We start from the raw sequence: 17,127 nt of genomic DNA on the forward strand, positions 1-17,127 counted from the left end.
CGGCATCCGCGACTTTTGCAAGGTTGAAATAAGATGGCAGAGCCTGGGTTTCGAGCTATGCCATCCTTTTTTTGATAAAGAGCGGGCTTATGCAGTGCGTTTCAACACGTCACCGATGATGGAGACGATGTCTGCGATCTGGCTTTCCTCGATGATCAGCGGTGGAGACAGGGCGATGATGTCGCCAGTGACGCGGATCAGCAGGCCTTTTTTCAAGCATTCTACAAACACGTCGTAAGCGCGTGTGCCCGGCGCGCCATCGCGAGGAGCAAGCTCGATCGCTCCAACGAGCCCGAGGTTTCGGACGTCGAGAACGTAGGGCAGGTCCTTTACGGAGTGAAGAGCGTCCTGCCATGCCGTTGCAAGTGTGGCTGCACGGGTGAGAAGGTCCTCATCCTGATAGATTTCAAGCGTAGCGATACCGGCGGCACAGGCCACTGGATGGCCGGAATAGGTGTAGCCATGGAAGAGCTCGATCTGGTTTTCAGGCCCCTGCATGAGCGCATCATAGACTGCGCGCTTTGCAAACACCGCACCCATCGGAACAGCGCCGTTGGTGATGCCCTTCGCCGTCGTGACGAGATCCGGGACCACGCCAAAGTAATCTGTCGCGAAAGGCGTGCCGAGGCGTCCGAAACCGGTTATGACCTCGTCGAAAATCAGCAGAATGCCGTGTTTGTCTGCGATGGCGCGCAAGCGTTGGAGATAGCCTTCTGGCGGCAGGATGACGCCCGCGGAACCAGACATGGGTTCCACGATAACGGCAGCGATCGTTTCGGCACCATGCAGGGCGACGAGCCGTTCCAGATCGTCTGCCAGTTCCACGCCATGGGCTGGAATACCCTTTGAGAAGGCGTTGCGATCGAGATCGAGCGTGTGTCGCATGTGGTCGGCTGGGATTTGTGGGAAGACCCTGCGGTTGTTGACGAGGCCGCCAACGGAAATGCCGCCGAAACCGACACCGTGATAGCCCTTTTCGCGGCCGATGATGCGGCTGCGCGTTCCCTGGCCGATCGCGCGCTGATAGGCGATGGCGATTTTGAGTGCCGTATCGACAGACTCCGAACCAGAGCCGGTGAAGAAGACACGGTCGAGTCCCGCGTCAGGTCCGCCGGGAGACACAGCTGCGAGCTTCTCTGCAAATTCGAATGCAATCGGATGGCCCATCTGGAACGTTGGCGCGAAGTCCAGCGTGGAGAGCTGTCTTTCAACGGCTTCAGCGATGCGTCTGCGGCCATGGCCAGCGTTGACGCACCATAGCCCGGCAGTGCCGTCGAGAATCCGATTGCCGTCTATATCTGTGTAATACATGCCCTCGGCGCTGGCCAGAAGACGCGGCGCGGCCTTGAACTGCCGGTTGGCTGTAAACGGCATCCAGAAATTGGCGAGGTTCGGCATGTTCGATTTGCTGGTGTGGTCCATTGGAATCCCCCGTGTTTTGATGAGTCACTTTCCAGATTCTTGTGCTTCGAAACAAGCCCTTTTCTCGGTGGGCTCAACCCATTGATTCTTATCAGCACTGATGCCACTCTTTGCGTTATATTCAACATCTGCAAATCGAGGGTTCACAGGTGGTCGTCGATATCGGCAACAGGCTGCGGCATTTGCGTTCGCTTCATAATCTTTCCCAACGGGAGTTGGCCAAGCGGGCGGGGGTCACGAATTCGACGATTTCGCTGATCGAGTCCAACTCGACCAACCCTTCTGTCGGTGCGTTGAAACGCATTCTGGATGGCATTCCCATCGGTCTGGCAGAGTTTTTTGCCTTCGAGCCGGATAGGCCACGCAAGGCGTTCTACGCCGCCGAAGATCTTGTGGAGATTGGCAAGGGGCCGATTTCCTACCGTCAGATCGGTGACAATCTGTTTGGAAGAAGCCTGCAAATCCTGAAAGAATGCTACCAGCCGGGTGCTGGAACCGGCCGCGTTCCGCTGGTCCATGAGGGAGAGGAGGGCGGTATCGTTCTTTCAGGGCGTCTTGAAGTCACTGTCGACGACGAGCGACGTATTCTGGGACCCGGGGATGCCTATTATTTTGAGAGCAGACGGCCTCACACGTTTCGTTGTGTCGGGCCGGTGCCGTGCGAGGTGATCAGCGCCTGCACGCCGCCAAGTTTCTAGCCGCGAGCCAGGAGGCGCAGCGACGGCTTTGCTGATACTGTCTCTTTTCGTCTCAGATATCACGTCAGTAAAACGACTGACCATGCTCTGTGCGCGTGGCAGATGCCTGTAAAAAGCTTTTTTTCGAAGAACAGTATATTAACGGGTCGTCCCTAGACTGACGGATGGTCAATGCCCGCCGTGGGCTGTGAATCTGCCAGCGCGCCAGATGATCCGGCACGAATGCTCAGGATTTTGTCTGGATTGCAACATGGTGAGCAACGTTCAAGAGCATGACGATGTCAGGTAATCGCAACAGGTCGCGCAGCAAGAATATGGGATCGTGAACCGTATGGCCATCAACGAAACCACGTCTTACGAACCGCATTATCGCGAGCAGGCGACAGGCCCCAACAATCTTCTGCGGCTGGTTGCACTTTTGTGGCGCAACGTCCTGTTCATTATACTGATCGGCATTCTGTGTGGTGCGCTGGCTTTCGGTGTATCGCTGCTCATTCCCAATTATTACGTCGCTACTTCCCAGATATTACTCGACCCCGAAGGCTCGCGTGTGCTGGAAAGCGACTTGCCCGGCCAGCCGAGGGCCGTGGACTCGCACGTTCTGAACCAGCAATATATCATCACCTCGGCGCAGGTCCTGTCACGCATTGTCGAGAGTGAGAAGCTTTATGACGACCCGGATTTTGGGGCTGCCGAACCCGTTTATCCAGACAAGGAGCGGCGCAGCAATCTGGCGCTCGATGCCCTGCGCAAGGTAACGTCAGTAGCCGCCGTCGGCAAAAGTTTCGTCGTCAACATTTCGGTCAAATCCGACAGCCCCCAGCGCGCAGCGCAACTGGCCAACCTCATCGCAACGACCTATACGCAGGTTCGTATCGAGATGAACAGCGATGTTCTTCGGCGCACCGGCGGCGGATTGGCCTCGCAGCTCGACCAGCTGCGCAAGACCGTGGAGGACGGTGACCGCGCTGTCCAGGCGTACAGGGCTGAGCATAACCTTGCCGATATTCAGGGCCGACCCGACGTCGAGCAACGCATTGCCGATGCAAACACCGAGATATCCAGGCTGCAGGCCTCTGTCTCTGAAAACGAGGCGCTGGTCGCGGAACTCAATCGTGCAAGAAACGATCGCCAATATCTGCGTTCGATACCGGATACGTCGCTGACACCCGCGATCATTTCGCTGCGGGCCAGATATCAGGAAAGCCGCGAGGAAGAATCGGTTCAGGCAACATCGCTTGGCGCGCAACATCCGTCTTTGCAGGCAGCAAGGGCGCGCACGCAGTCGCTCGCCAATATTCTCGATGAGCAATTGCGAAATTTTGCAACGGCGACATCGGCCAATCTCGCGCGTTTGAAAAATCAGCTGGCACTTTCCACGTCTAATGTGAATGCGCTGAAGACCAGTCTCAACAGCGATGAGCAGACCATGGTTCGTCTGCGCGAGTTGCAGCGCAAACTGGACAGCGACCGTGCCGTTTATGAAGCGTTTCTGTTGCGAACCAAACAGCTTTCAGAGCAGCAGGGCGCTTCGAGCGAAAATCCGCAAATCATCTCCACGGCAGAACCACCTTTGCGCAAGGCGGGTCCACCGCGGGCATTGATGCTGGCCGGTGGGACTATCTTCGGGCTCATTCTCGCTGCTGGCCTGCTTATCCTGCGTGACCAGTTCCGCGATCAGCCCAGCGATTTGCAGATGGTACCGTCGCGGCGAAACACGCTTGCGCCAGCAGACGACAACAAGGCGCCCGCTGCGCTTTTGCCGGTATCGACTGCACCGGACGTTATAGCCACGCCCCCCGATACGAGAACCCGCACCGTGGTAAGAGCTTCGCAGGCGCAGTCCTTGAGCGCAACGGCAACGGAGGGGTTCCATCATCTTGCCCGGTCGGTGTCGTCAGGCCTGAAACCCGCAGGCAACCATTCCATTCTCGTGGTTTCCACTGGCCCCAAAAACCGTGCGCCGTATGGGGCATTCAACCTTGCGGCAGAGGTCTCGAAACTGGGACGCCGGGTTCTGCTCGTCGATGGTGCTCGCCACGATCCGCTCATGACGGCCCTGCTGTTGCCGCAGCATGATGAAGGCGACAGCGGCAATGATGCATTTTGCGATGTCGAATCTCTTCCTCTCTTGCGGTTTGCACCGGCTGACGGACTCTATGAAAGCGCGACCGGTTCTGAACCGAAAGACGAGGACGGTCAGGCTTTCGACCTCGTTGTGATCGACGGTGGAGTGGCGGCAAAATCCCGGATTGAAGCAAGCATTCGCCACAGTCTGGACGATACGTTCCTGATGCAGCACGAAGATGATACCGGCAGTGTCGTCATTGCGCTGGTGACTTTGGAAGAACAGGGTCTGGAGAATGTCAAAGTGCTGCGAATGACACGCTCCGGCCTGCAATATTGAGGAACGATTTTGGCTGAAAACAATAACAGGACAGCCATGCGTATCCCCTTTTTGCAAGGACGTTCGGTCACGGGATTGAACGTCATCTTCAATATGGGCCTGCGTGGCTCGACGCTGGTGCTGCGCTTTGCACTGTCCTTCTACATCGTCAAATTCATCGGTCTCGAAGCTGCGGGCGTTTATGGTCTGGCGCTTGGTGTCGTCAATGCCGCACCGGCGGTCCTGGGCTGGGGGCTGAACTACTTCATAGCACGCGATGTAAGCGGAAAGACTTCAGGCATCGCCGGGGTCTACATGAAGACCCGTCTTCTGGTAACGGTCTCGTCACTGGCGGCCATGACGGCGACAGCATTGCTGGTTGCATACGTCATGGGCCACGCGGTCATCCCACTGTATTTCCTCATTCTTCTGGTGATGTGGCTGGAAACGATCTCCTGTGACATTCACGTGCCGCTGATTGCGCAGGAAATGTCCAGCCAGGCCAATGTGCTGTTCTTCCTGAGGACATCGTCGTGGATTTTGCCCGTTGTTGGCCTGGGATTGATGTTCGAAGAATTCCGCAACATCGAAACGATCATGATCGCCTGGAGTTTGGGTTACATTCTCATGTTCTTCGGGCTCGTCTGCTTCCTGCGTCAGTGGCCCTTCCGCAGGATTCTTCAGGCGCCGATGCGGCTGCGATGGGCCAGAAAGCGGATGCGCAGGGCCTGGCTGATTTATATCAGTGACATGAGCAATGTCGGACTGGTTTATGCCGATCGTTATATCGTCTCGCTTTTGCTGACATTGTCGCTGACGGGCGTCTACACATTTTACTGGTCGCTCGCCAATGCATTGCAAACGCTGATTTCGACGGCGGTTTTACAGGTCGCCATTCCAGCCTTGTTCAAAGCCTACAATACCGGCTCCATGAAGGAATGGCGCGAGGTCATGATCTGGCAGTTTACCAAAACGGCAGCGGTCGCCTTTGGGCTGGGCGTGGCGATCTTCATCAGTGGAAACATTCTGGTTCATCTGATGAACATGCCCGAGCTGGGCCAGCATCAGGGCATTTTCGCCCTGCTGCTTCTGACTGCCGTCGTGCGCTCCTGCACCGATCTCATGGGGTTGGGGCTCAACAGCCTGCGCAAGGACGGTCATTACGCCTTCGTCAACCTGTCGAGCGTGCTGCTGTCCATCGGCATGAGCTTTCTTCTCATCAGCACCTTTGGCTTCATCGGTGCCGGACTATCTGCATTTTTCACGGCATTGGTCACCGCGACGATCTCAAGCACGTTGCTCTGGCGGGCATCGAGATCATAGCGTGACATCCCATATTCGTTTTCAATCAGGCGAGTGAACCCATGGCATCGGACCAGCCCAAGCATTCTCCAGGCCGCCGTCTTTTCAAAAAGCTTTACCATGCAGCGATACAAAGCCTGCCACTCAAACAGGCCACGCAGCTTCAATATTATCGATATCACAAGCTTTGGGCAGATCTGGATCATCCCAAAACACTGAACGAACACCTCTGCGCCCGCAAAATTGCCTGGACGGGCCCGCAATCAGATCCTCGGCTGATCACGCTCAGCGACAAGATAGCCGTCAAGGACTATGTTGCTGACGTTCTTGGGCCTGAATGGGTCACGCCCACACTCTGGCGCGGAAAAAATCTCGATGATTGTCCACCGCTGCCGTTTCCCTATGTCATCAAGGTCAACCATGGGTCGGACCGCAATATTTTCGTCTACGGCCCGGATGATCTGATCGGGGCAAAAGAGAAATGCGACCTCTGGCTCTCCGGTCGGACCGCCTGGCGTCTGGCCGAGGAGTGGTACAACCACATCGAGCCGGAAATCTTTATCGAGCCTTTTATCGGCGACGATGGCGAGGCGCCGGTCGATTACAAGCTATTCTGTTTCGAAAACGACATTCCCTGCATTCAAATTGATACGGCGCGTTTCACCGATCACAGACGCTGCTTTTATGACGAGCACTGGAACAAGCTCGATTTCGGCCACTACTACCCTCTGGAGACTGGCGATCTTCCGAAACCGCCGCATCTGGGTGCCATATTGGCATCTGCGCGCCGCCTTGCGCAGGGCTTCGAATTCGTTCGCATCGACTTTTATGATAAACCGTCCGGGCCGCTTTTTGGGGAGATGACATTCTGCCCGACATCAGGTTTTGGCGCGTTCCGCCCACCGTCCGTTGATGCCTGGCTAGGGACGTTCTGGAAGGACAAGCCGGCGGGCCATTCCTCAGCCCCCGCAGAATAGCACTACGGAATGAGGCGGGCGCTTTACCGTCTGGCTGGAGCGGCCTTGCCTTGCGATGCTGGCGTGTCCAGCAGGTAAGACAAAATGATGCCGCCGGTCAGCCAGGCGACGACGACATAGACGTAGTAAAAGCCTGGCGTAAAAACCGCGTTGAAGAGAAACAGGAAGGCGATGTAGCCGCAGGCCACTTTTCTCAAGCCGAGGCGGTTGGGCTGCAAATTGTCATGCACCCACATTTGCAGTTTGCCAAAGTAATAGCCGAAGAGCGTTGCAATGACGACAACGCCCGGAATGCCGAAATTCAGATAGGCCTCACCGAAGAGGGTTGGACGCAGACCGGCATGGAATTGCGGATCGAGGCCAGCAAGCGTGCTCGTGATGATGCCCATGCGGAAATCATTGCGAAACTCACTGATGAAGGACGGCACCAGCGCCGTATATCCTGCAAGATAGGTCATGCCGCGGTAGAAATGACCGTCGAAACCGCTCAATATCCAGGCGTAATCCCTGAAGTCGGAGAAGTTGTTGCCGTATAGTATTTGGTAGGACAGGATCTGCAGAATATCGACGCTGTCATTCCCGTCTGCTGTTGATCGCAATATGCCGATGATGATCGCAATCGCAACGAAGCCTGCAATCGAGGCTGTGAACGCCAGCAGGTTCTTGTAGCGGTATGCGATGATCAGGCACACGACGAAGACAAACAGCACCTCAATGCTGGCCCCACGTGTACCGATCATCAATCCCAGGGCGCTGCACATGAAGCCTGCAAAAACGAAAAAGCGGCTATGTCCGAAGCCATAAACCAGCAGGCTGAGAGTGATCGTCGGCAAGATCACCGAATATAGATTGATGGCGGGCCGCAGAGAGGTGTTTTCGAACGAAAATTGCCTGCCTTCGAAAGGCCGCACACCCAGTGCGATAAGCCCCATGGTGGCCAGGACGATGACGAACAGAGAAATCCAGACGCCGGGTTTGGTCTGCCAGAAAGCGTAGCCTTTTTCGACAAAGGTGAACATCGCGCTTTTCCCGGAACTGAACGTGGCCATCCCCATGCCCACCAGCACGAAAACCACGCCCAGAACCGAGAGATAGAAGGCCTCGTCGATATATTCCCTTATGATATAGATGGAATCGCCGACCGCTTCCATGTTCTGGTCGGAGGCCGCGAAAGGCGACATGAACAGGATGGGAAGGACGTTATAGCGAATCCAGAAATAGGATGAGAAGGTCAGCACGCCCCATTTGAAAAACGAGCTGACGTAATAGAGAAGAAAAACCAGCCAGCCGATGATGAATATGAGCCAAGCAAGATGGGACATGTCGAACCTTATTGCCCACGCATCGTTGCAGGACGCGGCATTGAGAACCGTCTCAATGACCGTCGCAGAAATCGGTTAAGAAGCTGTTAACCATCTTTACGTGCGGGAGGTCAGCGGACCGCTGCAGCCAGCAATATGGATTCCAGTCGACCATAGTAGCCGGATGATTCCGCCGTACCCTTGAAACCAGAAACGCCGGGGAAGTTTTCATCGCGCTTTTCCCACCACTGCTTTTGGCCGATGGTAAGCGCTTTGGCCATGAGCTGGGTGAGAACGTCGGGCTTGTCTGGATCATAATACCAGCCCGTTTGATGTTCGCGAAGAATTTCTGTCGTTCCGCCGCGCATGGTTCCAATGACGGGAATGCCATAGATAGGTGCTTCGACAAGGATGCGGCTTTGCGGTTCATGCCAGCGCGACGGAACGATCATCGCGTCCGCTACCCGGTAAATCTCCTCCGGCCTGACAAAGCCTTTGAATTCGATGCGCGCATCTGCGGATAGCTGCTTGAGACGAGCGATGTCACCGTCACGCCCCCGCCCGGCAATGATCAGCCTCGCATTTTGCCCCTGCGGCAAATCCAAAAAGGCGCGAACCATATCTTTCACACCCTTTTCGTCCGCTATGGCACCGAGATAGCCGAATGTGAATGTTGAGGTTGCGGGACGGTCCCGTCCGATCATGCCGGTGTCGAAGGTGTTTTCAGTCGCGTTGGTGTTGTGCATCACATGCCAAACCGCATCGGACAGAACGCCATTGCTGATAAAGCGATGGCGCAGGGCATCGCTGACCGCAATGACCGTCATGCCGCTACCGGTCATGTCACGCATTCGCCGGTTCAACATTGAGCAGTCCAAGCAAGGGCGTTCGCAATTGTCCCCATTGCGAAACATGCTGGTCTTAGGGCAAAGCAGACCGTAATCCCGTAAATGCAGGCAAAGCGGTATGTTGGCTTTGCGGGCTGCGATGAAAAGCGCGGGCTGCATATAGGCCGAGTTCTGCGCATAGATCAGATCGAATTTTTCCGTGACCAGAAACCGGGTCAATCGTTCCGGACAGATCGCGCCCATGGCGGTGCGCAGGTGCCAGCTCGCGCGGCGCAGAAAACCGGCAGACGACTTGCGGGGCAGCGGCAGATAGCTGTTGTTCCAGGGAAGGCGGACAACGCGAATGCCGCCTTGCAGGCGGGTTTCGCCCGGGGGGGCAAGTGCGTCGCCTTCCTTGCCCAATGCAAGCACTGTCACATCATGTCGCTGGCCAAGCTCTATGGCACCCAGGCGTGCGGAGATTTCCGCGCCGCCCTCCTCCTGTGGAGCAAAAGTCTGCGATACGATGCAGATTTTCAAATCCGCTTACCTCTACCTAAACTCAGCGCTGACCATTTACAGTGCCGGTACTTTATGGCCTTGCAACCATTTAAATATATTGAACATGAATGGCCGAAATTTTGTAGTTCGGCAGCAGCGCTATCAAAATAAAATGAGGGGTGTCAGGGCAGGAAAGACATGTGCACGTTGCATTGCACACAATATACTCATGCCGCATACTGTTTTCGCTGCTTGTCCTTTAATATTCTGTCTTGATTAAGGAATTTACGATTTAAGTTCTCTGCGAAAGGGCGGGTCGTCTTCGACCCGATCCCGTCGGCTGAGGTGGATCATGAAGATTCTGCATGTTTTCGAAACCATTCCTGGTGGTCCGGCAACCTATTTCAATGAAATAGTGCCGAGCCAGATCAGGGCTTTGGGCGCGGAAAACGTGCGGGTCATCGTGCCGGATGCTCATATCGGCTTTCTCAAGAACACCCCACCATCCTCTATATCGACATTCGTTCGGCGCAAACGATCCACCGCATTGCCTGCGCTTGCGCGCGCCATCCTGCACGAGGTGAAAGCGTTTCAGCCCGACATCGTCCATGCGCATTCAACCTTGGCCGGCGCGGTTTCCAGAATGATCGGCGCTTTGCCCGGAAAATTTCCACCCGTGGTCTATTGCCCGCACGGATGGGTCTTCGACATGCAGACGCTGGGGAGCCTCCGCCACCCGGCTCGATGGGCGGAACGGATTCTGTCACCTTTGGCCCGCAGCATCGTGGCCATATCCGGCTATGAATATGAGCAGGGTTTGAAGGCGGGCATTGCCGCTCACCGTATGATCGTCATAGAGAACGGCATATCGTCCGTCATGCCTGCCGCCACGCCCACGCAATGGGATGATACCCGTACGAAGGTTCTGTTTGTCGGACGTCTTGACCATCAAAAGGGTGTCGATGTGTTGCTGAGGGCGGCTGCGGAACTGTCGGAAACGGCGGTTTTCAGGGTCATCGGGGCTCACGTCACGACCAAGAACAACCTGACACAGAATATACCGGCCAATGTCGAACTGCTGGGATGGAAATCGCCCGAGGATATTGCCGGGCATCTGGCGGTTTGCGATGTGGTTGCCATGCCCTCGCGCTGGGAAGGCTTCGGGCTTGTAGCCTTGGAGGCGATGCGCTCGCGCAAACCTGTCATTGCCTCGGCCGTCGGTGGTCTGCAATCTGTCGTCAGCGATGGCAAAACGGGAATACTGTTTCCCCCAGGCGACCATCGGGCACTTGCTGCTGCTATTGCATCCCACGACAGTGAGGGCTGGGCAGCATTGGGTGCTGCGGGTTATGATCGTTTCATGGCGCGCTACCGCAGCGAGCGGACAAATGACGAGCTGATGGAACTCTACAGGCGCATACTGAACGAATGGCCGGATGAAAGACGCAGGATCGCATGACGAATTTCATCAATGGCCGGTTCCTGACGCAAAAAACCAGCGGCGTACAGCGCTTTGCCAGGGAGATCGTTAAGGCGTTGGACCGTCAGCTGACCGCAACGCGGGGCGGGGACGAATGGGTATTGCTCGCGCCACAGGGCGTCGTGATCGATATGCCTCTGTCCGCGATTACACAGCGCCATGTGGGCGGTTTTTCCGGCCATCTTTGGGAGCAGACACAGCTATTTGGCGCCGCGCGTCGAGGCAAACTCATCAATCTGTGCAACAGCGGGCCTGTTTTGCATGGAAAAAGCCTGACCGTCATTCACGACGCCATGATTTTTCGCACACCAGAAAATTTCTCGCGTCCCTATCGTGCGGTTCACGGAACGCTTGGCCACCTTCTTTCCCGTCGCGGACGCATTGCCACCGTTTCGGAATTCTCAAAGCGAGAACTGAATGAGACGATCGGTGCCAAGGACGTAACGGTTATCCCTAACAGTTGCGAGCATCTGGCATCCATCACGCCCGATGATGCCGTGTTGCAGCGCCTTGGCCTGACACCCGGTCGCTACCTGCTTTTCGTGGGCTCACCAACGCCGAACAAGAATATTCTGCGAGCCGTAGAGGCGATCTGCCTTATGGGTGATCAAGCCCCGGATTTCGTCGTCGTGGGTGCGGCCGCATCCACGGTCTTTCGGGCAGACCTGCCGGGTACCCAAAACGGGGTGCCGCAAAATGACTGTGTCAAATTTGCCGGTCGTTTATCCGACGAAGAGATTGTCGCGCTTTATACGCACGCGAATGCACTGGTTTTTCCAAGTCTCTATGAAGGCTTCGGTATTCCGCCATTGGAAGCCATGCTCCTTGGTTGTCCAGTGCTGTCGTCGAATATTGCGACATCCCAGGAGGTTTGTGGCGAAGCCGCGCTCTACTTCGATCCCAATGACCCGCACGACATCGCCCGTGCCATCGTCCATCTCGCAGAGAATCCTGATCTTCGTCGCGAAATGATTGATCGTGGCCATAGGCGTGCCGCTTTGTTTTCCTGGGATCGAAGCGCCTCGGCGCTGCTGCGTGCCGTGTCGGGACTTTGATGCTATGTTTACTCCTGCTGAAATACGATGGTTGCGACTGACAGCGCTGAAAGAGAGACGTGTGATGGAGACAATGCAAAGCCGATGAAAATCTGTATCGTCGCCCAGACATTCGCGCCTCAGGAAGAGGGCGGTGCAGAGATCGTTGCTCGCATGTGCGCGGCCGAGCTTTCACGTTTTCACGACGTCATCATTCTTTCTCTGGGGCTGGAAGGTGACGAGATCGCGCCTCCCGGCGAGACGGTCAACAGCGATGGCATCAGAGTTTTGCGGGTCAACTGGCACAACAGCTATCTCCCCGGTCCCCGCAAGCCGGCGGTCGGCAAGCTGGCAAAGTTTGTCTGGCATCTCCGCAGCGCACTGGGCGCGACATCTGCCGAAGAGGTCAAAGCCCTGTTGCTGCGCGAAAAGGTCGATCTCGTCTATGCGCATAATTCCGCAAGAATGCAGCCGGCCATCTTCGAGGCGACGAGTGCACTCAAGATTCCGCTTTGTCTGCATCTGCACGACTATGCCTTTCTTTGCCCGAAATCGAGCATGTTTCGGAGTTCCGGAAATTGCGAAAAACCGTGTGTCGAATGCCGAATCCTCACCGCTCGCATCAAATCCAGCCAGGGGGAAGGTGTCACCGCGATTTCCGTCAGCGATGCGCTTCGCCAGCGTTTCCTCAAAAATGGTGTCTTTCCGAAAGCGGACTGGCATGTCCTCTTGAATGCCAATCGCAGCGAGGCGCTGTTTAACGCACCACTGATCGGTCGCCGTGAAGGAAGGAGCGAGATCTTCACCTTCGGTTACCTGGGCGCGCTTGCAGAGGAAAAAGGAATCGAGGATCTGATCCGGTCCTTCCTGAAGCTGTCGAGTGACGAGCCCAGAACACTCCTCATTGCCGGTCGTGGCAGAGAGGACTATGAACGACATCTCAAGTCGCTGGCGGCAGATGCATCGATCCGGTTTCTCGGCTTCGTGGCACCGGAGGAGATTTACAAGGTCGCGGATGCCGTTGTGGTTCCGTCGCGCTGGCACGAACCTCAAAGCCTGATTTTGATGGAGGCTGCCACCTACGGCGTGCCGGTGATCGGTACGGAACGCGGCGGCACCCCGGAAATTCTGCGGGATTTGGGCACCGGTTGGTGCTACGATCCAGACAAGGAAACAGCGCTTGCTTCGGTCATGGAGCGCGCTCTTGCGATCGGGCGCGAAAACTGGTGGAAGCAGCGCGACACGCATTTTCCAGGCATCGAAGGCTTTGAAGGAACGTCGGAAGTATCCGGCTATTATAACAAGCTCAACGATATTCTGTCGGCGGCAAAAATGAGAAGTGCGGCTGGGCAAGCCAATGTTGACTTGCATCGCAAGTAAAATATCAAGCATTGATTAACGTGAATACGTCATGGTGCACGACTGTTGCTTGAGACATCCATTGGAGGGTGGGACATGAATGCCGGTTTCAACCTGCCGAAATTGGAGAAAAACAGCGAGCAGATCGCTGCCGATCATCCGATTGCGTTTGCAGATACGATCGGTCTGTTCCGTCCCGCTGATGCGCGAGCCCAATCCAGTTGTCATCCAACCGGTCCCGTCAGCGATACCGCGGTGCTTTTCGTGGGTTCCTGGGGTTTTGAGGAACTCTGTGCGCGCAAATTCTGGCAACAGCTTGCGGTGGAATTGTCGGCGCGTGGCATGGCCAGCATGCGTTTCGATTATCCTGGCACCGGCGATGCGTTGGATCATGCCGACTATGCCGAAGGCCTCACTGTTTGGCTGGACACGGTCAAGGCAGCCGCAAGGACGCTGAAACAGCTTTCCGGTGTCGACCGACTGGTGTTCATCGGCCATGGTATCGGTGGTGCGCTCGCATGGCGCGTGGCTGAAACGATGGAAGACGTTTCAGGTCTCGTGCTTGCAGCGCCCGCCTTATCTGGCCGTCACTGGCTGCGCGAATTCGTTGCCTTGAGCCGAATCGCAAATCAGGGTGCCATCCTGACGGCCAACAGCAGTTCTGGCCCCACCATGGGAGAGCAGGTCATCCCACCCACGGTGACTTCAGGCCTGAAAGCGCTCAACATAACCTCGGCGACCTCAGCGCCTGTAGACAATATTCTCTTGCTCCAACAGGAAAACCGACCGGCGGATGCGGCGTTTGCCGATCATCTGAACGCGCTGGGCGTGAAGATCGAGGCACAGATATTCGAAGACTACGAGCGGTTTATTCGCGACGTTCTTTTTTCCATTCCGCCAAATGGCGCCATCCGCACCATTGCTGCATGGGCAGAAAAGCAGGGGACTACGGTTGCATATGCCGACAAGCCCGAAAGCTTGACGGTTCCGTCCCATTCAAGCCTTGAGGCGGAGTGCTTTACCGAAACGCCGGTACGCTTTGGTGAGCATAACCGGCTTTATGGCGTCTTGTGCGAACCGCGGGGCGAGCGCAAGGGCGCGACTGTTCTGGTGCTACCGACCGGATATGAGCGAGCCTCGGGATGGGGGCGGATATCGGTTCGGCTGTGTCGGGACCTTGCCCGCACCGGTATTGCCAGCCTGCGCTTCGATATGGCCAACATTGCCGACAGTCCTGCTGTTCCAGGCCGCCCGGAACAAATCATCTATGGTGAAGGCCAATTGGCCGATGTCGATGCGGCGATGGATTTTCTGACGGAAAGAAAACTGTTTCCAGTCGTCGTCACCGGTCGCTGCAGCGGCGGATGGGCAGCCTTCCGAAGTGGCGTGCGCGACCTGCGTTTCAGCGGTGTCGTGCCCGTCAATGTGTTTGATTTCTACATTCCGCCGGATGCCGACGTCGAGGCGTTGCTGATCTCTTCACGCCAGCCACTTTCGAGCTATGGCGCAAAACTTCTGCGTGGCAGTTTCTGGCGCAGGGTCTTGCGCGGGGAAGTCAGGATACGCAACGGTATCGTCAATCTCTGGGCCATGGTGATGGGCAAGGCCATATCCTTTGCGACGCCGATCATGGTGCGATTTCCGTTTTTATCCCCGCGGTTTCGTACCCTGTCGCGTGACTTCAATGCCATTGCAGCTAACGATACGCGCATGTCCATCGTCTTTACGGAAGGTGATATCGGTGCTGCGATGCTCGAGACGAACTTTGGACCGCGTGGGCGTTTGCTGACCTGTCGCTACGGAAATCCGCGCATTGTCTTCATAGAAGACGCCGATCACAATCTAACAACCGCGGAAGCACGTCATGCATGGGCCGATGAGGTAAGGGACATCGCTATGCGATTTCCGCCGACACATCAGGATGGGTCTTCTACTCATCAGCTGTGAATGCCGCTGATCGCCTGACGAAGGTCTTCGTGGCGAAATTGGTTTGGATGCGTGCGACACCTGGGACTGTTGTCAGGAAATCCAGAAGTTGCTGGTAATGGGGAAGATCACGCACCATGGCATGTATCAGATAGTCCGAACTGCCACTGGTCTGATAGCCGCCAACGACTTCCGGCATGGAGGCGACGCTGTGCTCGAACGTGACCAGCGCATCCTTGATCTGCCGCTCCAGCGTGACCGAAATGAAGACCCCCATGGTTCCGAGCAGCCGGTTTTCATCAAAAACCGCGGTGTACCCTCGAATAATGCCTTCCTGCTCCAGCTTGCGAACGCGGCGCAGCGTGGGCGAAAAGGACAGGCCGATCCGAGCGGCCAGATCGCGCCAGCTGATACGTCCATCCTCACCCAGAACATGCAAAATCTTCTGATCGAAGGTGTCGAGGTCCATGTGGATCATTTGATCCCTCATTTGGGTAATTATTGGATCAAACGTATGTTATTGGCAACGGATGTCAATCAATTCAGCTTTGTCTATCGCTGGGTACGGTGGTACCGTGTCTGTGTGGCAGCGTTGATCGCGAGGAAACACCTTGCGCTTCGTGCTTCATCCTTGGAGGAGGGTGAGCTGCCGTGAACCGGGATCTTTCCAGGGAGGTGGAGAGTGACTGTTGATATAGAGCCCATCACCGCTGGCATAACCATCGCTCCATTGGTGGAGGCGATATGCTGCTGAGCGAATCCCAAACGCAGATCAGAGACATGGCGCGCTCGTTTGCGCGTGAGCGCCTGCTGCCCGGTGCAGCGCAGCGCGACCGCGAAAGCCGGTTTCCCAAGGAAGAACTGCGTGAGATGGGAGAGCTGGGTTTTCTTGGTATGCTCGTAACCGAAGATTTTGGCGGTTGCGATACAGGCGCGGTCGCCTATGCGCTCGCCATCGAGGAGATCGCGGCAGCCGATGGGGCCTGCTCAACAATTATGAGTGTTCACAACTCAGTCGGCTGTGTTCCGATTCTCAATTTCGGGACATGGGAGCAGAAACAGCGTTTCCTTCCCAAATTGAGCAGTGGTGAGTGGATCGGTGGCTTTGCCCTCACGGAACCACAGGCGGGCTCTGATGCGTCCAGCCTCAAGACACGGGCGCGGCGTGATGGCGACAGCTATGTCATCACCGGGACCAAACAGTTCATCACTTCGGGTAAAAACGGAAATGTCGTCATCGTTTTTGCGGTTACCGATCCGGATGCAGGCAAAAAGGGCATTACGGCCTTCATCGTACCGACCGATACGCCGGGTTACGAGGTCGTCAGGGTCGAAGACAAGCTTGGCCTGCACTCCTCCGACACTTGCCAGATCGCCTTTACGGATATGCGCCTTCCAGCTGCATTGCGGCTTGGCGAGGAAGGGCAGGGTTACCGCATTGCGCTTGCCAATCTGGAGGGCGGGCGCATTGGCATTGCAGCACAAGCGGTTGGTATGGCCAAGGCTGCGTTCGATGCCGCCAGACATTACGCCAGCGAGCGCAAGGCTTTCGGCAAGGCGCTTGAAGAACACCAGGCTGTGGCATTCCGTCTTGCAGACATGGCGACTCAGATCGAGGCGGCGCGCCAACTCGTTCTGTATGCTGCTGCACTGAAGGAAGCGGGAGAGCCCTGCCTGACGCAGGCATCAATGGCCAAGCTATTCGCTTCGGAGATGGCCGAACGCGTGTGTTCCGACGCGATCCAGATTCACGGCGGCTACGGTTACATGTCCGATTATCCGGTGGAGCGGATTTATCGGGATGTTCGCATTTGCCAGATTTACGAGGGAACGAGTGACGTCCAACGAATGGTGATAGCGCGCAATATTTGAATAGACAGCGCCGCTTGAGGAGGCGGCACGTTTCGTGGAGGA

Annotated in this window: 13 protein-coding genes; 9 read left to right on the forward strand and 4 right to left on the reverse strand. The window is 56.2% G+C overall.

What is annotated here, in order from left to right:
• Positions 1–87: 87 nt before the first annotated feature.
• Complete coding sequence (locus ASF29_RS00410) at positions 88–1,422, reverse strand: aspartate aminotransferase family protein (RefSeq protein WP_062447356.1); 1,335 nt, start codon at positions 1,420–1,422, stop codon at positions 88–90.
• Between the two features lie 149 nt (positions 1,423–1,571).
• Between ASF29_RS00410 and ASF29_RS00415 the strand changes: the two genes are divergently transcribed.
• From ASF29_RS00415 to ASF29_RS00430, 4 genes are all read left to right on the forward strand, one after another.
• Positions 1,572–2,120, forward strand: a complete 549-nt coding sequence (locus ASF29_RS00415; RefSeq protein ID WP_062448549.1) for a cupin domain-containing protein — start codon at positions 1,572–1,574, stop codon at positions 2,118–2,120.
• A gap of 331 nt (positions 2,121–2,451) precedes the next feature.
• Positions 2,452–4,527, forward strand: coding sequence for an exopolysaccharide transport family protein (locus tag ASF29_RS00420; RefSeq protein WP_062447359.1), 2,076 nt, complete (start codon positions 2,452–2,454; stop codon positions 4,525–4,527).
• Between the two features lie 36 nt (positions 4,528–4,563).
• Complete coding sequence (locus ASF29_RS00425; RefSeq protein WP_062447360.1) at positions 4,564–5,829, forward strand: hypothetical protein; 1,266 nt, start codon at positions 4,564–4,566, stop codon at positions 5,827–5,829.
• Between the two features lie 41 nt (positions 5,830–5,870).
• The gene (locus ASF29_RS00430; protein ID WP_062447363.1) at positions 5,871–6,785 is read left to right on the forward strand and encodes an ATP-grasp fold amidoligase family protein; all 915 of its coding nucleotides are present in this window, start codon (positions 5,871–5,873) and stop codon (positions 6,783–6,785) included.
• Positions 6,786–6,808: 23 nt separating this feature from the next.
• On the opposite strand, the gene ASF29_RS00435 is transcribed toward ASF29_RS00430, so the two are convergent.
• Positions 6,809–8,107 (reverse strand): oligosaccharide repeat unit polymerase, encoded by a 1,299-nt coding sequence (locus tag ASF29_RS00435; protein WP_062447367.1) that lies wholly within the window; start codon positions 8,105–8,107, stop codon positions 6,809–6,811.
• A gap of 110 nt (positions 8,108–8,217) precedes the next feature.
• Positions 8,218–9,453, reverse strand: coding sequence for a glycosyltransferase (locus ASF29_RS00440; protein WP_062447370.1), 1,236 nt, complete (start codon positions 9,451–9,453; stop codon positions 8,218–8,220).
• Positions 9,454–9,766: 313 nt separating this feature from the next.
• Between ASF29_RS00440 and ASF29_RS00445 the strand changes: the two genes are divergently transcribed.
• From ASF29_RS00445 to ASF29_RS00460, 4 genes are all read left to right on the forward strand, one after another.
• The gene (locus ASF29_RS00445) at positions 9,767–10,873 is read left to right on the forward strand and encodes a glycosyltransferase family 4 protein (protein WP_062447374.1); all 1,107 of its coding nucleotides are present in this window, start codon (positions 9,767–9,769) and stop codon (positions 10,871–10,873) included.
• Entirely contained in the window at positions 10,870–11,949 is a 1,080-nt protein-coding gene (locus tag ASF29_RS00450) for a glycosyltransferase family 1 protein (protein ID WP_062447380.1), read from the forward strand. The genes ASF29_RS00445 and ASF29_RS00450 overlap by 4 nt, the downstream gene beginning before the upstream one ends.
• A gap of 84 nt (positions 11,950–12,033) precedes the next feature.
• On the forward strand, positions 12,034–13,308 hold the full coding sequence (locus tag ASF29_RS00455; protein WP_162237872.1) for a glycosyltransferase: 1,275 nt from the start codon (positions 12,034–12,036) through the stop codon (positions 13,306–13,308).
• Positions 13,309–13,383: 75 nt separating this feature from the next.
• Positions 13,384–15,234, forward strand: a complete 1,851-nt coding sequence (locus ASF29_RS00460; protein ID WP_062447387.1) for an alpha/beta fold hydrolase — start codon at positions 13,384–13,386, stop codon at positions 15,232–15,234.
• Here the strand turns inward: ASF29_RS00460 and ASF29_RS00465 are convergent.
• A complete protein-coding gene (locus ASF29_RS00465) occupies positions 15,218–15,691 on the reverse strand; it encodes an Lrp/AsnC family transcriptional regulator (RefSeq protein ID WP_062447389.1) in 474 nt (157 codons plus the stop codon). The genes ASF29_RS00460 and ASF29_RS00465 overlap by 17 nt on opposite strands.
• A 266-nt stretch (positions 15,692–15,957) precedes the next feature.
• On the opposite strand from ASF29_RS00465, the gene ASF29_RS00470 reads away from it, so the two are divergent.
• Positions 15,958–17,085: an acyl-CoA dehydrogenase family protein gene (locus tag ASF29_RS00470; RefSeq protein ID WP_062447392.1), complete on the forward strand. Its 1,128-nt coding sequence runs from the start codon at positions 15,958–15,960 to the stop codon at positions 17,083–17,085.
• Positions 17,086–17,127 lie beyond the last annotated feature (42 nt).

It is taken from the genome of Rhizobium sp. Leaf262, assembly GCF_001422245.1.
Lineage (GTDB): Bacteria > Pseudomonadota > Alphaproteobacteria > Rhizobiales > Rhizobiaceae > Agrobacterium.